This window comes from Aminobacter sp. BA135, assembly GCF_050859125.1.
Lineage (GTDB): Bacteria > Pseudomonadota > Alphaproteobacteria > Rhizobiales > Rhizobiaceae > Aminobacter > Aminobacter ciceronei.
Genome location: NZ_CP139573.1, coordinates 366,223 through 382,819, shown reverse-complemented (window position 1 = coordinate 382,819; position 16,597 = coordinate 366,223). Strand labels below are relative to the sequence as shown.

The window sequence follows — 16,597 nt, the reverse complement described above, 5'->3', positions numbered from 1 at the left end:
GCCTCCCTTGATTGCCCCCTGAATGATCTCTCTGGCGGTTTTTGGTCAAACGACGTATTCAACGGCACCGCCCATACAAAAAGTTATGACTGGGTTGTGGAGCGTTCCGATGAACCTTGACCTGCCCCCGCTGACTTGGTTGCGCGCCTTCGAGGCTTCGGCCCGCATGCTCAGCTTCACCCATGCCGCGGCGGAATTGCACATCACGCAGGCCGCGGTTTCAAAGCATGTGAAGTCGCTGGAACACCACCTGCGCCAGCCCTTGTTCCTGCGCCACCCGCGCGGGCTGGCGCTGACCAAATCCGGCGCGGCCTACCTGCCGAAGGTGCAGGATGCGCTTCATCGCCTTGCCATCGGCACGCGCGAGGTGTTCGGCCAACGTCGAACCAGCGCGCTGACCCTGCGCTGCGCGGTGTCTTTTGCCGTCAACTGGCTGGCTCCGCGCCTGCCCGATTATCTTGACCGGCATCCGGGAAAGACGATCCGCCTGCTATCCAGCGTCTGGAATGATACTGATGATGCACAGAGCTTTGATCTCGATATCCAATACGGCACCGGACATTGGCCGGGATTCAACAGCCATCGCCTGACTTGGGAGACGATCATGCCGCTTTGCGCCCCCGATTGTCAGCTTCCAACACCCGGGGATTTGCGCCACCACCGGCTACTGCATGTGTTGGGCTATCACGAAGGCTGGGGCATTTGGCTGAAGGCGGCAGGAGCAGTCGAGGTCGATTCGGGTTCTGGTCTGCACCTTGACACGTCATTGACAGCTTTCGAACTGGCGGCCCAAGGCGCAGGCGTGGCTTTGGGGCGTAAATCGCTAGCTGGACACGCCATTCAAACGGGCCGCCTCATTACTCCATTCGATCTGTCGGTGCCGATCGACGAAGCCTTCCACCTGATCAAGCCGGCGGGCGGAACAAACCATCCCGACGCCGATGCGTTTGTCAACTGGCTGCTTTCCGTCGTCCAAGAAACGGCAAAAGGCTGTCAGGTCTGACCTGCACTGCGAATAGGTCAGGCTCATGCCTTTGATCACCTCTTGCGGACGCTGGGGCAGGCTTCCCCCATATAGATTTCGCACATCCGACCTGTTGCTGAAAGCAGGCTCTTGTGCCCTTGGCTCGGGCCCGATCAGGTTAGCGCAGACAGGCCCTGATAATTGGAGGCACTAATTCTCAGCGGCCCAAACAAAGCGCACGCGCTCATCCCAATAGTTTGCCAAAAACGTCCATATTTGAGTTGTTAGTAACCCGACGTTGATTTCTCGATCTGCTTGAGCTTGCCATTTTCGATACGAAAGAAGGGCATGGCGCGTTCGCCCGCGCCATCGTCGCGGAAGCGGAAGATACCGGTCGAGCCGCGGAACCCGGTCGGGTTTTCGATCACCTTCTTGGTGAAGCCCTTGGGGCCCATGGCGCTGGCAATGCCGGCGGCTAGCGCCACGGTGTCGTAGCCATAGGCGACATTAATGTCGGGCTCGTAATTGTAGGTCTTGCGAAAGCGGTCGGCGATCGGCCCAATCTCGGCCGCGTCGAGTGTGGCGACGTAGGCGCCCTGTAGGGCCGGGTCACCGATGCCGTGTTCGAGCCAGCGGGTGGAGCCGATCAGCGAGACGTCCTTGCCGAGCATGCCCTTGGCCTTCAGTGCTGAAACCAGAGGCGCAGGATTGGCGCTACCGCTGGCGATGACGATGGCCTGCGGATCTTCGACGAGCGCCATCATGTCTGCGACGGCCTTTTCCGAGCCGCCGCTCGACGGGCCGAAAGGCAGTGCCACTGCCAGCGATGCACCGTAGATGCTGAGGCTGTTGGCAACGCGTTTTTCGATCGCCTTGCCAGCATCGCCTTCGGCCATGAACAACACGAATTTGCGCGCCCCCTTGGCGGCGACGGCAGCAGCACCGGCTGCAGCGCTGTCGGCCTCGTTGAGCCGGACCGAGTAGACGCCGGGCGCGCCGGCGTAGTTGTCGGCGAGCGCCAGTACGAGGGGCCGGTTGGTGCCCGATATGGCGGCCAGCTGGCGCACCGCGCCTTGCTCGGAAGGGCCGATGACCAGCTTGGCGCCTGAAGCCAGGGCGCCGGTCGTGAGCGCGCGCGCGCGATTTTCGTCGCCGCCGGTATCTTCGATGTTCAAGGTCAGCAGGTCGTTGCCGAGGTCGGCCATGGCGAGGGCGGCAGCATCGCGCATCTTGCGGCCGCGGTCGCCGGCGGTCCCGCCCGCCGACAGGGGCAGGAGCATCGACACTTTGACCGGCCCCTTGCCGAGGCTTTCGCCCGATTTCGTTGGCCCGGTCTTCTCGACTGAGGCATTCTGGGAACCTTGTTGACTGTCGGCCGCGGAGCCCAGGACGTCCTCGCTGCTCGTGCCGGACTGGCATGCCCCGAGGCCGAGCGGCAGCGCCAAGGCGAGAGCCAGCATTGCGGCATGCCGCAGCCGATTAGATCCCCTCATCATCCCTCCCGAGAAGCGCAAGCGGGCGCCCCGACAATCAACCTGCTCACCGCGTGTCGCAAAAGTCCACGCCATTTCCACCGGGCCGTTGACCAGGCGACCAATTGTCCCCGCCACCTGTTGCAAAAATATTGGTTGGCGCATTGATGGATGGGCAATCCTAGCCGCCGAACAGCTTGGCACGCAGGCTGCGGATATGGCGCGCTTGTGCCGCCGGCCGGTACTCCGCGCAGCGCATGTAGCGCGGGCCTGGCACAAAGGATCTCCTGATGCAGACGCCCTTGGGGGCTGCCGCTCCTTTGGCACTGACCTCACCCAGACCGGCCACGGCGGCGAAGCCGAAAGTCGCCTCCGGCACTGTGCCGGTGACCTTGAAACCGTCCCGTTCGAGAATCGCCCGGGCGCGGAGGCAATAGCGCACCGAGAGGGCTGAAAACCGCGTTTCGGCGTGACCGGCACGGTATTTCATCACAGTCGTGCAGAGATCGCCTTGCGCCAACCGGAACGCGCCAGCGAGGTAACGCACGCCAAGGGATATGTTGGTCCGGGGGTCGGCGAGCTCGTCGAGCGTGCCGCGAAAACCCATCAGCCGGGCGGTCGCCGGCATAACCTGCATGAGGCCAACCTCGCCATCGCCGCCGCGTGCCTCGGGATCGTAGAAGCTCTCGATCTCCAGCACGGCAAGCACGAACTCTGCTGGCAATTCCTTTGCGTGGGCTTCGCAGGCGGCAAAGGCACGGAACGCATTCCTGTCGGCCTCTTTGCCGAGGTCGGCACAGGCCTCCGCACGCGCGCTGATCGGCCTTTCAGCCTGTGGCCACATTTGCTCGGGAACCGCAGCCGAGGCTGCTGCCGAAAGCGTCAGGCTGGCCAGGAGTGTAGGAGCGAAATGCCTCATCATCATGCGGAGCCGAGGTTCATCAAACGACCGCCACATGACAAGGCGGCGGTCGCTCGGCTAGTTCATGTACTCCACCATACGGCTATGGAAGCATTCGCATTTGTTGAGGTAGTCCTCGTCGCGATAGTTGGTCTTGAGGTAGCCATAGGCCTTGCCGCAGGCGACCTTGGCTTCCGACGCCCAGACGAAGACCGGGCGCGAGGAATCGAGCCACTGGGAGCTGTTTGCCGCAGCCACAGCCTCGTCCATCATGCGCACGACCTCGGTCTTTACCTCGCCGATGTTCTCGTTCAGGGCCAGATCCGAGGTCGTCGCCAGACGGCAGTAGCTTGCCGTCGGCACGTCGATCAGGTCCGCCGCCGCCACTTGCCCGGCGAAGGCGAACAGGCAAAGGCCGGCAATGGCCGACCGCTTCAATCCTTCAAACAGCATCGATCGTTCCTCTCCTCGCCGGAAGCAGTTGTTGCCGGCCTGCTGACATCATGGCGATCCGGTTGCCCGGCTCGCATCCCCTGTTCACAAAGCAATATGCCCCTTGTCGCTGTCGTCCAGCAATGACGACAAGGTTACGGTTGGCATGAAAAACGCATCTGGAAGATCGATCAGATCGCCTACCATACCGGCTGGCGCTGCCATGTCTTCCAGCATGGGCACCAGCACGGCATGGGACGCCGGCTCCTGAACGTCTGGCAGCAGGTCCGAAATGTCGACCGGTTCGACAATCAGCGAGTCCGCAAGAATTTCGCCGAGGTCCTGGGGGGCGACGACATGAACGGGGCTTGGCGCAAGCATCGGCATGTCGGGCATCGCCTCGGCATGCCACGTTCCGAGATCGACCGCCGATACCAGCGAGATGCTGGCACCGACGCCGCCCGTTACGTCCGGCCCCTTGTCCGTCATCTCGTCACGCCAACCCTAAGCCGTTGTCCAGGCATCATATGTTATCCTGATGCTTGGTGCCCGCATTATCTTCGAACAGCACCTTCACGGCTTCGTTGACGGCGGTGTAATTTTCGAGCACCGCGACCGTCTGGAAATTGTTGCCGCCGCCATCCACATCGACCTGAAGCTCGGCATTTGCGCCATTCTGGACGATGCTGACGTAGCCCGACGTCTCGAGATTGGTACCGGGAGCGATTCCGGACAGCAGTTCGCTCAGGTCAATCTGATCGCCTTGGCCGGGGTTGAAATCGGTGATGACATCGTTGATCGCGCCGATTGCGTCGGCACTGATGACAAATGTATCTCCGCCGCTGCCGCCCGTCATGCGATCGGCACCCGAACCGCCGTCGAGGATATCGGCCCCGCCTGCGCCGCTAAGGATGTCGTCGCCGTCAAGGCCATAGAGAATGTTGGCGCTGCCGTCGCCTGTCAGCGTATCGGCGAAGTTGGACCCCATCAAATTCTCTATTCCTGACAAGGTATCACCTTGGGCGTCCCCCCCGATGCCCGAGCCATTCACGGTCACAGTCACGCCTGCGGCCGAATCCCGATAAACGGCAGTGTCAGTACCACCTTCGCCATTGAGGGTATCGGCACCCGAGCCACCGATCAGCCAATCGTCGCCGGAACCTGCGTTGATCGTGTCGCTACCACTACCAGCTACGATTGTTTCTCCGCTGCTGGTTCCGGCAACTGTACCCGACAGTGGGGCCGTGGTGATACCGATCGTGCCGGCAGCCGTATCCCCGTCTGCGTCGGTCGCTGTTACATTGAAGTTCATGGCGAGCGGATTGCCAACGTTGAACTCGGTAAATCCGACGTTCGCGACCGTGAAATTTGCTCCGCTGCTGTAGCCAACCTCAATGCGGTCGTAGCCATTGGCGCCGACGATGGCAAAAACATCTCCGTTCACACCCGAGACAAGGATGCCTCCGCCGGAGACGGTGTATGAGGTCAAGACGCCATTCTTGTAAACTTCAAATACCGGTACCGTTGTCGTGTCGTCGGTAAACGTAGTGTCGTTGTCCGCGTCGATGGCAGTTATCAGAAGTGTTGAAGTGCCGGAATTTTGAAGCGTAAAGGTAAATCCATTTACGAGGTAATGGTTCAGTGATGCAGGGCTGATGCTGTTGTTGCCGCCGCCGCTTACGCCTGCACCGGTTGCGAAATCGAACCGGAGTTTCTCACCGGATGCAATTGTCGTCCCGCTTCCGACGCCGAAGTCCGTGTACAGACCACCATTGTTGCTGCCATTTACGCGCGCAGCACTTCCTGCGTTATCGGCCGAAATGATCACGTCGCGATCGTTCGCACCGTTGAAGACCTTGTAGTTTTGTGACGAGTTGTCCGTGTAGTTGCTTGGATTGATGGTCTGGCCTGAGCCATCGTCGAGTGGCTTGAAGAATTTTACCGTATACGCGTCCTGGGCCTCGACACTCGCATTGGGCGAAAGCTTGACCGTAAAGACCGTCGTGCCGCCATTGCCAGCGGCATCGGCTCCGGTCTTGGCGACGAGCATGTCAGTGCCAAACCCGTAGAGCTTAACCTGTACGCCGCCGGAAGTAATGTTTGTGCTGCCAGTTGTCTGAAGGTTGGAGTTGTTGGTGCCCGTAAAGACTACCGATCCGCCGTCCGCTCCAATGCTCTCGAAGAAGTTGAGGGCGCCGCTGCCTGTCGCATTGGTAATGTTTTCGATCCGCATCGACTGGGCAGAAAACCCCTCCGGCGTGTCGTCATTGAACGTTATGGCAAGCTGGCCCGTTCCCGTATCCGTCGCCGAGACATCGGCATCGGAATCCGCAACCTTGTAGTCCAGATTGACAACGATGCTCTGTTCGTTGCCACCGGTCGCATGCATGACCGGCTTGAGGAGAACCAGGTCGTAGGCGCCGGTCGCGGGGTTCAATGCGACCGTGAACAGAGTTTGGCCCGCTCGCGCGCCTCCGGCAATGGTTGCCGTCAGCATGTTGGTCGTAGCGTTCCAGCCGTATTGCACTGTCTCGGTTCCGACCGCCTGCGTGGTCGTGTTCAGGTTGGAGAAGCTGTAGGTCAATGCGCCATCGCCGCCGGTTCCAGTCAGCGTGCCGCTGAACGTGGCCTCGTTGTTGTCGGATTGCGCTGGGACAACTATGTCGCCCGTGCCGCCTGCGTTGCCGCCGGACAGTCCTTCGTCATCGAGCTGCGCAGCTACGCTGCCGCCAGTCGGAACCTTGTTCACGTTCTGGACGGTGATATCCAGCGTGGCCGAATCGCCGTCACCGTCGCCATCCACCAGAGTGTAGGTGAAGAGCTCGTGCTTGTCGCTGGTGACGCCGGTCGGCGCTGTGTAGCCCCAGGCTCCTGCCTGATTTGAGCCATTGTTGGCGAAGTTGAAGACGAACACGCCACCCAGGTCGGTCTGTATCTTGATCTGTGTGCCGGTGTTCGAAATCAGGCCTGGATCGGAAGCGGAGGCGGTAATCGTGCCGTTGGCCGGATTGTAGGTGTAGGTGACACCATCGACGACGATTGTCTTGATAAAGCCGCCGTCAGCACCAAACGCGCTGGCCGGAACCCCATCATTCGCAAGCACGTTGCCTGTCACCGCACTTGGCAGTGTATTCGTCAGCGTCTGGCTGAGCTGGGTGGCTTCCGTAATGATAATCGGCGGGAAGTTCGCATTGCCGTTCGACCATGAGATCGGCTCGAGCGGGCCTGTCGTGATGCCATTGCCAATGCCGACGGCGTAGACGTTGTCGATGGCGTCATTTGTCGCCGCATTGTTGTCCGGATTGACCAGGAAGCTCTCCCAGACTCCCTGCTCCGTGGCGTCAAGTCCGGCGGAGTTCGGATCGGGATTGCCGTCCGACAGGAAGTAGACATTGGTGAAATCGGCCTCAGAGGGCCCCGTTCCCCAATTCGCGCGAACCGCTGCTGTCGCGGCATCGTAACTCGTTCCGCCGCCGGCGACTCTGGAGTTGATGAACGACTCGATGTCAGCCTTGTCGGCTGCGTTGCTCCAATTTCCCCAGATCGGGGTATTGACGGTCGTGCCATTGTAGAATTCGACCACCATAACCTGATTGATGTTCACCCCGGGCGAGTTCAGCAGATTGAGTGCTGCCGCCTTGGCAAGGTCCAAACGCGTCAAGACGCCGGGGCCTGGATCGAGATCGTCATCGTCCATGCTGCCAGAGGTGTCGATGACCAACACTATATTGACACTCGGAATGGTTCCCTCGTCGACCACGGCCGTGTCGTTGACGGCATCTGGCGTGTCGTCGTCGACCGTGATGGTCAAGGTAGAGTTGGTGGTGTCGCCGTCACGATCGGTAGCCGTATAGTTGAAGGTGAGGACGAGGTTGTCTTCATAGGCCGTAAGCACGGAGCCACCGACATCGTCGCTCAGCGGATGAGATAGAGGTGCGTTGAGCGTGAACGTGTAATCGCCGTCCGCCTCGACCTTGAGCGTAAATGCCGGCGATCCTGCCGGGAAATGCACGCTGGTGCCAGTAAGTGTGCCGCCCCCAGCCCCGTCTGAAGTCCAGCTGGTGCTGATGGTCTCGAGCGTGGGCAACTTGGTAACTGGATCCACGTAGATCGCCTGCAACGGCGAAACCGGGCCGGCTTCGCCGGCGGCAGTTACGGTGGCGGAGAAGGCGACCGAGGCCAGTCCGTCCGCGCCAGGCGTTATGTTGAGCGTGCCCGTGGCCACTTTGGCCGCTTCCGGTGCATCAACATCTCCAGGAGCCTCGTTGGCAGTGATGCCGCCAGGCTGTGCCTCGTCGTCAAGGACGGTCGCTGCGGTAGTCGCATTAGCCTGGGGCACGTCGTCGACGACGGTGACGCTGAAGGTGCCCTGCACGGGGTCACCATCCTTGTCGGTCGCCTGGAAGGTGACACCGGTCAGCACCGCGCTGTTCTCGATGCCGCCGGCAGTGTGCTTGATCGGTTGCGACAGCGTCGTCGAGTAGCTGTAGGTCACGTCGCCTGCGCCAGGTCCCGCCACCGCGCCGGTGACCGCAATGCGGATCACTTCGGCGTTGGTGACACTGTCACGGCCTACCAGGGCGCCACTCTCTAGGCCGAAGTTCACGGCATTGCCGGCCAGCGTTTGCAACTGCCCGTCGAGGCCAGCCGTGTCGACCAGTGCGATCGAGGCGGCAAGGTTGGCGGGAACGTCGCTGCCGAAGTTGACCACCGCAGTGCCCGACTGGGTCAGGCTCTCGGTCGAGTCCGTCTCGTCTGCGCGCGTCGTCGAGGTGTCGACCGCCGCATTGGCAAAGCCGTCTTCGTCGACGACCAGGTTTGCGGCCGAAGACACCGTCGGGGTCGAATCCGCAGCCAGGGTCAGCGACACGGTCGCCGTCGAGACGTCGCCGTCACCATCCTTGATGGTGTAGGTGAAGCTGTCGGCGGTCGAGCTGCTGCCGGCGCCGGCATTCGGCGTGTAGGTGAACAGGCCGTTCGTCGGGTCGTAGGTGACGACACCCTGCGTCGGCTGGGTGAAGGTCACCGCCACTGCCGGGTTGTTGTCGATGTCGACGCCGTCGGCGCCGAACACGTCGTTGGCAAACGCATCGATCGTGAACGCCTGGTTCTCGGCGCCCTGCGTGGCAACGTCATTGTTGGCGGTCGGGCCGTCGTCGTTGACGGTGATGGTCAGCGTGTCGGGTGCAGAGACGTCGCCGTCGCTGTCTTCGACGCGGACCTGGAAGTTGTCGCCGGGCTTCTGGTCGGCGGCACCACGGTCGCTGTCGCCATCGACGCCGCTGAGGGCGTTGTCGTCATGGCTCAGCAGGTTGTTGGAAAGGGTGTAGCTCCAGCTGTAGGTGCCGGCAGTGTTGGTCACCGTCAGCACGCCATTGGCGCCCTGGACGGTGCCGCCGCCGGTGACGTTCTGCCAGACGCCGTCCTTGTCCTGGATCTCGAGCTTGGCCAGGCCATCGCTGCCGGTGGCAACGGTGAAGGTGCCGGTCGTGGTCTCGGAGTTGTCGGTGTCGGGCGCCGGGTTGGCGACCTCGCCGGAGCCGTTGACGAGACCCTTCTCGTCGACGGTGCCGTCGGTCACCGTGACCGTCGGGGTCGAATCCGCTGCCAGTGTCAGCGACACGGTCGCGGTCGAGACGTCGCCGTCGCCATCCTTGATGGTGTAGGTGAAGCTGTCGGCGGTCGAGCTGCTGCCGGCGCCGGCATTCGGCGTGTAGGTGAACAGGCCGGTCGTCGGGTCGTAGGTGACGACACCCTGCGTCGGCTGGGTGAAGGTCACCGCCACTGCCGGGTTGTTGTCGATGTCGACGCCATCGGCGCCGAACACGTCGTTGGCAAACGCATCGATCGTGAACGCCTGGTTCTCGGCGCCCTGCGTGGCAACGTCATTGTTGGCGGTCGGGCCGTCGTCGTTGACGGTGATGGTCAGCGTGTCGGGTGCAGAGACGTCGCCGTCGCTGTCTTCGACGCGGACCTGGAAGTTGTCGCCGGGCTTCTGGTCGGCGGCACCACGGTCGCTGTCGCCATCGACGCCGCTGAGGGCGTTGTCGTCATGGCTCAGCAGGTTGTTGGAAAGGGTGTAGCTCCAGCTGTAGGTGCCGGCAGTGTTGGTCACCGTCAGCACGCCATTGGCGCCCTGGACGGTGCCGCCGCCGGTGACGTTCTGCCAGACGCCGTCCTTGTCCTGGATCTCGAGCTTGGCCAGGCCATCGCTGCCGGTGGCAACGGTGAAGGTGCCGGTCGTGGTCTCGGAGTTGTCGGTGTCGGGCGCCGGGTTGGCGACCTCGCCGGAGCCGTTGACGAGACCCTTCTCGTCGACGGTGCCGTCGGTCACCGTGACCGTCGGGGTCGAATCCGCTGCCAGTGTCAGCGACACGGTCGCGGTCGAGACGTCGCCGTCGCCATCCTTGATGGTGTAGGTGAAGCTGTCGGCGGTCGAGCTGCTGCCGGCGCCGGCATTCGGCGTGTAGGTGAACAGGCCGGTCGTCGGGTCGTAGGTGACGACACCCTGCGTCGGCTGGGTGAAGGTCACCGCCACTGCCGGGTTGTTGTCGATGTCGACGCCATCGGCGCCGAACACGTCGTTGGCAAACGCATCGATCGTGAACGCCTGGTTCTCGGCGCCCTGCGTGGCAACGTCATTGTTGGCGGTCGGGCCGTCGTCGTTGACGGTGATGGTCAGCGTGTCGGGTGCAGAGACGTCGCCGTCGCTGTCTTCGACGCGGACCTGGAAGTTGTCGCCGGGCTTCTGGTCGGCGGCACCACGGTCGCTGTCGCCATCGACGCCGCTGAGGGCGTTGTCGTCATGGCTCAGCAGGTTGTTGGAAAGGGTGTAGCTCCAGCTGTAGGTGCCGGCAGTGTTGGTCACCGTCAGCACGCCATTGGCGCCCTGGACGGTGCCGCCGCCGGTGACGTTCTGCCAGACGCCGTCCTTGTCCTGGATCTCGAGCTTGGCCAGGCCATCGCTGCCGGTGGCAACGGTGAAGGTGCCGGTCGTGGTCTCGGAGTTGTCGGTGTCGGGCGCCGGGTTGGCGACCTCGCCGGAGCCGTTGACGAGACCCTTCTCGTCGACGGTGCCGTCGGTCACCGTGACCGTCGGGGTCGAATCCGCTGCCAGTGTCAGCGACACGGTCGCGGTCGAGACGTCGCCGTCGCCATCCTTGATGGTGTAGGTGAAGCTGTCGGCGGTCGAGCTGCTGCCGGCGCCGGCATTCGGCGTGTAGGTGAACAGGCCGGTCGTCGGGTCGTAGGTGACGACACCCTGCGTCGGCTGGGTGAAGGTCACCGCCACTGCCGGGTTGTTGTCGATGTCGACGCCATCGGCGCCGAACACGTCGTTGGCAAACGCATCGATCGTGAACGCCTGGTTCTCGGCGCCCTGCGTGGCAACGTCATTGTTGGCGGTCGGGCCGTCGTCGTTGACGGTGATGGTCAGCGTGTCGGGTGCAGAGACGTCGCCGTCGCTGTCTTCGACGCGGACCTGGAAGTTGTCGCCGGGCTTCTGGTCGGCGGCACCACGGTCGCTGTCGCCATCGACGCCGCTGAGGGCGTTGTCGTCATGGCTCAGCAGGTTGTTGGAAAGGGTGTAGCTCCAGCTGTAGGTGCCGGCAGTGTTGGTCACCGTCAGCACGCCATTGGCGCCCTGGACGGTGCCGCCGCCGGTGACGTTCTGCCAGACGCCGTCCTTGTCCTGGATCTCGAGCTTGGCCAGGCCATCGCTGCCGGTGGCAACGGTGAAGGTGCCGGTCGTGGTCTCGGAGTTGTCGGTGTCGGGCGCCGGGTTGGCGACCTCGCCGGAGCCGTTGACGAGACCCTTCTCGTCGACGGTGCCGTCGGTCACCGTGACCGTCGGGGTCGAATCCGCTGCCAGTGTCAGCGACACGGTCGCGGTCGAGACGTCGCCGTCGCCATCCTTGATGGTGTAGGTGAAGCTGTCGGCGGTCGAGCTGCTGCCGGCGCCGGCATTCGGCGTGTAGGTGAACAGGCCGGTCGTCGGGTCGTAGGTGACGACACCCTGCGTCGGCTGGGTGAAGGTCACCGCCACTGCCGGGTTGTTGTCGATGTCGACGCCATCGGCGCCGAACACGTCGTTGGCAAACGCATCGATCGTGAACGCCTGGTTCTCGGCGCCCTGCGTGGCAACGTCATTGTTGGCGGTCGGGCCGTCGTCGTTGACGGTGATGGTCAGCGTGTCGGGTGCAGAGACGTCGCCGTCGCTGTCTTCGACGCGGACCTGGAAGTTGTCGCCGGGCTTCTGGTCGGCGGCACCACGGTCGCTGTCGCCATCGACGCCGCTGAGGGCGTTGTCGTCATGGCTCAGCAGGTTGTTGGAAAGGGTGTAGCTCCAGCTGTAGGTGCCGGCAGTGTTGGTCACCGTCAGCACGCCATTGGCGCCCTGGACGGTGCCGCCGCCGGTGACGTTCTGCCAGACGCCGTCCTTGTCCTGGATCTCGAGCTTGGCCAGGCCATCGCTGCCGGTGGCAACGGTGAAGGTGCCGGTCGTGGTCTCGGAGTTGTCGGTGTCGGGCGCCGGGTTGGCGACCTCGCCGGAGCCGTTGACGAGACCCTTCTCGTCGACGGTGCCGTCGGTCACCGTGACCGTCGGGGTCGAATCCGCTGCCAGTGTCAGCGACACGGTCGCGGTCGAGACGTCGCCGTCGCCATCCTTGATGGTGTAGGTGAAGCTGTCGGCGGTCGAGCTGCTGCCGGCGCCGGCATTCGGCGTGTAGGTGAACAGGCCGGTCGTCGGGTCGTAGGTGACGACACCCTGCGTCGGCTGGGTGAAGGTCACCGCCACTGCCGGGTTGTTGTCGATGTCGACGCCATCGGCGCCGAACACGTCGTTGGCAAACGCATCGATCGTGAACGCCTGGTTCTCGGCGCCCTGCGTGGCAACGTCATTGTTGGCGGTCGGGCCGTCGTCGTTGACGGTGATGGTCAGCGTGTCGGGTGCAGAGACGTCGCCGTCGCTGTCTTCGACGCGGACCTGGAAGTTGTCGCCGGGCTTCTGGTCGGCGGCACCACGGTCGCTGTCGCCATCGACGCCGCTGAGGGCGTTGTCGTCATGGCTCAGCAGGTTGTTGGAAAGGGTGTAGCTCCAGCTGTAGGTGCCGGCAGTGTTGGTCACCGTCAGCACGCCATTGGCGCCCTGGACGGTGCCGCCGCCGGTGACGTTCTGCCAGACGCCGTCCTTGTCCTGGATCTCGAGCTTGGCCAGGCCATCGCTGCCGGTGGCAACGGTGAAGGTGCCGGTCGTGGTCTCGGAGTTGTCGGTGTCGGGCGCCGGGTTGGCGACCTCGCCGGAGCCGTTGACGAGACCCTTCTCGTCGACGGTGCCGTCGGTCACCGTGACCGTCGGGGTCGAATCCGCTGCCAGTGTCAGCGACACGGTCGCGGTCGAGACGTCGCCGTCGCCATCCTTGATGGTGTAGGTGAAGCTGTCGGCGGTCGAGCTGCTGCCGGCGCCGGCATTCGGCGTGTAGGTGAACAGGCCGGTCGTCGGGTCGTAGGTGACGACACCCTGCGTCGGCTGGGTGAAGGTCACCGCCACTGCCGGGTTGTTGTCGATGTCGACGCCATCGGCGCCGAACACGTCGTTGGCAAACGCATCGATCGTGAACGCCTGGTTCTCGGCGCCCTGCGTGGCAACGTCATTGTTGGCGGTCGGGCCGTCGTCGTTGATTGCGATCGACAGGGTTCCAGGCGCGGAGCTGCCGTCGGTATCGGTGACCGAGATCGCATAATCGGCGAACAGTTGATCGGCGGCGCCGCGATCCGAATCGCCATCGACGCCGCTGAGGGCGTTGTCGGTGTGGCTGGTGAGATTGTCGGTCAGGGTGAACCGGTACTGAACCGTGCCGCCGGCCTGGCTGCCGGTGAAGCCGTTGATGATCAGGGTGCCGTAGGCCGGACCGCCGGCGATGGTGATGGGAGTGCTGCCGGAGGCGGCGAGCTGGGCGTAGCTGATCACCGTTCCCGCAATCGTCAGCGACTGCAGCCCATCCGGCGAAGTGAAGTTGAAATTGCCGGTGGTCGTCTCCGACGTGTCAGAATTGTCATTCGGGTTGGGGGACGCCTCGCCGGAACCAGCCGGTTCCCCGGAGCGCGGCGGCAGGCCCTTTTCGTCAACGACGGCGTCGCCGCCCTCAGCGCTCGGAGTCAGCCCGCCAATGGTCACGCCGTCGTCAGCACCGTTGATGGTGATGGTCAGCGTTGCCGGCGAGCTGTCGCCGTCGCCATCGGTCAAGGTGTAGTCGAACGACTCCGCAAGCGTCTCGTTGGCCGAAAGCCCCTGCACGGCGGTATAGCCGGCAGGGTTCTGTGCCTGGGTATAGAGGGTGTAGGTGTAGCTGCCGTCCACGCCGACGGTAAGCTGGCCATAGGTGCCGGCGACAACAGTTCCCGCAGCGCCGTCCCATGCGATCGAACCGAAGCCATCCGTGCCGGTGGCGTCTGCTCCTGGTGCATCCGTGACCACGTTGCCGCTGGCCGAAACGGGACCGTCCTCGGTGACCGAGTTCTGGTCGTTATGGGCAACAGGGCCGTCGTCCTGGAAGTCAATGGCAAGCGCCACATCGGAAACCGCCGAAGTCGAATCGCCATCGAAGTCGGTGATCGTCGCCTTGACATGAAGCTCCGCTGCGATTGTCGCGATGTCGTCGAAGGCGGCGGCGCTCGAACCGTCAATTGCATGTGCAATCGGTTTGTATTGCGCGATCCAGACGGCGCCATCGCCGTCGACATAGACCTTGAAGACGGTTTCGCCGCCGGCAGTGCCGACAAGGACACCGTTGCCGTCGGTGGAAAGCATGATCGCCGTGCCGTCGAGGCTCTTCAGGCCGGAATCGACATTGCTGAGCGCATTGCCATTGGCGTCCGTGATGGCATAGGCATAGGTGGCGTCATCGTCCGCGCCGACCGAAACATCCTGGAACAGCGTCAGTACCGATGCCGAAGACTTGGCATAACCGAAGGCGCCATCGATCAGCGCCGGGTGAGGTATCAGCGCGACGTCGTTGGCCGGATTTGGATCGCTGCCGGTATTGACGCCGGCCGACTCGTCGTGGCTGACGCGGAAGACTTCAGTCACCGTGGTCGTGATGGTGACCTTCGCCTCTATGCCATAGATCTTGAACGGATTGCCGCCCGTAAGCGTCGTATCCGTCCCGCCCGCGGTCGAGTCGAAGGTGAAGTCGTTGTAGTTGCCAACCCTGAGCTGATCGAAGGGGGTGTTGCCGGTGACCTCGACGGTGGCACCGTCCGGCACGTTGCCGAAGGCGTAGCCGACCTGGACTCCCCCTTCGAACACAGGGGTACCCACGACCGAGACACCGTTTATCTTGACGGTGACGGCTTCGAATGCGCCGCCATCCTTGGCGCCGATGAACAGGACGGCGGACTCGATCCCCTTCGCTTCGGCAACGTCGATGGAGAAGGTGACCGAACTGACGTCGTACGAGCCGCCATCTGTGACAATCGGCGGGTTGGGATTGTTGGGCGTGATGGACAGGTTGTTGACGAAATCCATCGTCAGGATTTCGGGACCGGTCGTCTTCGGATGGGTTTCATAACCGTCGATGATCTGGCCGTCGCCGACGCCGATCTTGGTGCCCGTGGTGTTGACGGAGTTGTCGCCTTCGTTGATATCGATGCCGGAAAGCTTGATGTCATGGTTGCCCGTGCCATCCATGCCGCGAACGTCGGTATTTCCCGCCTGCAGCGTATAGACGATCGTTTCTGTCGTCGTAGTTGTCGTCGAACCGGCATCGCGGGCGACGATTGTCGGGATATCGTCGAGCACCTGGACCTGGAACGAGCCTGCACCAAGACCGATGGTGTCTCCGTCGCCATCCATTGCCACCACAAACGACGAGAGGTCGATGCCGCTGTTGGTGAGCAGGTTCTCTGCGTCGTCACCGGGCTGTCCAGTCAGGGCAGGGTGGTCGATCTGGTCGATCAACGTAAAGACATAAGAGCCATCGCCGCCCACCACGAGCGTGAAGACGGCCCGGTCGGTTCCCGCGTCAAATCCCGCGCCGCCCCCGACGTTGACATAGCCCGTCAAGGTGGTGCCGTCCGAAACGATGACGACATCGCCGCCCTTCGAGTTGAACCCAGAGTCCACCGGAGTAGCCTGGGTGACGAGGCCGAATGCTTTTGTCGGGTGGGGCCCGTCCTGGCCGAAATCGACAAGCGACAGCAGCGCACCCGCATTTCCCGTGGCGACGGCCAGGTTGGTCCCTGTCACTTCGCCGGTCTTGCCGTCGTCGGCGTTGCCTGTGGATTGGCTGTTGCCAAGCCCGTCTTCGTCGACCGTCGCGACGAGCTGGGCCCTGCCGACCAGCTTCGGACCATCGTCGTCGAAGACGAAGCCGGAACCCTGGCTGTCGGCCAGCTGCACGGTCGCCGTCTGGGTGATGCTGTCGCCGTCGCCGTCGGTCCGGGTGACCTCGTACTGCAGCTCGATCTTGTTGCCCTGGGTCAGGGCCAGGATCTGGCTGGAATCGAACTGGTTGGAATCCTGGCCATGGTCGAGCGCTTCATAAAGCGTCGTCTGCAACTGCTCGGAGCCGGCGCGCGCCAACGATGGCGATCTTGAGCACCATGTTGTTGTCGGTGTCGCGGCCGATAATCTCGCCGCCTTCCAGGAACAGCGTGATCGCGCCGCCGTCGGTCGCGACAGGTTGGTGGCAAGGCCAGTGTCGGGAATGCCGGTGAAGCTCAGGGAACTGGTGACGTTGCCCGGACCGTCCGAGCCGAAGTCGCCGCCCACGGTGAAGAGCTGCGTCAGGCCGCCGGTCACATTGCTCGAGACCTGTGCCAGAACGC

General features: G+C 63.1%; 6 protein-coding genes. 1 reads left to right on the top strand and 5 read right to left on the bottom strand.

Annotated elements, in window-relative coordinates; all coding sequences use genetic code 11:
• Nucleotides 1–109 precede the first annotated feature (109 nt).
• A complete protein-coding gene (locus SLT36_RS29690; RefSeq protein ID WP_432288660.1) occupies nucleotides 110–1,003 on the top strand; it encodes a LysR substrate-binding domain-containing protein in 894 nt (297 codons plus the stop codon).
• Between the two features lie 245 nt (nucleotides 1,004–1,248).
• Here SLT36_RS29690 and SLT36_RS29685 read toward each other — a convergent pair whose 3' ends face one another.
• From SLT36_RS29685 to SLT36_RS29665, 5 genes are all read right to left on the bottom strand, one after another.
• Nucleotides 1,249–2,424: an ABC transporter substrate-binding protein gene (locus tag SLT36_RS29685; protein ID WP_432288659.1), complete on the bottom strand. Its 1,176-nt coding sequence runs from the start codon at nucleotides 2,422–2,424 to the stop codon at nucleotides 1,249–1,251.
• Between the two features lie 193 nt (nucleotides 2,425–2,617).
• The gene (locus SLT36_RS29680; RefSeq protein WP_432288657.1) at nucleotides 2,618–3,361 is read right to left on the bottom strand and encodes a lytic transglycosylase domain-containing protein; all 744 of its coding nucleotides are present in this window, start codon (nucleotides 3,359–3,361) and stop codon (nucleotides 2,618–2,620) included.
• A 54-nt stretch (nucleotides 3,362–3,415) separates the two neighbouring features.
• Complete coding sequence (locus SLT36_RS29675) at nucleotides 3,416–3,790, bottom strand: hypothetical protein (RefSeq protein ID WP_432288656.1); 375 nt, start codon at nucleotides 3,788–3,790, stop codon at nucleotides 3,416–3,418.
• An 84-nt stretch (nucleotides 3,791–3,874) separates the two neighbouring features.
• Nucleotides 3,875–4,258 (bottom strand): hypothetical protein, encoded by a 384-nt coding sequence (locus SLT36_RS29670; protein WP_432288655.1) that lies wholly within the window; start codon nucleotides 4,256–4,258, stop codon nucleotides 3,875–3,877.
• Nucleotides 4,259–4,292: 34 nt separating this feature from the next.
• Nucleotides 4,293–16,571, bottom strand: coding sequence for an Ig-like domain-containing protein (locus SLT36_RS29665; protein WP_432288653.1), 12,279 nt, complete (start codon nucleotides 16,569–16,571; stop codon nucleotides 4,293–4,295).
• Nucleotides 16,572–16,597: the final 26 nt, after the last annotated feature.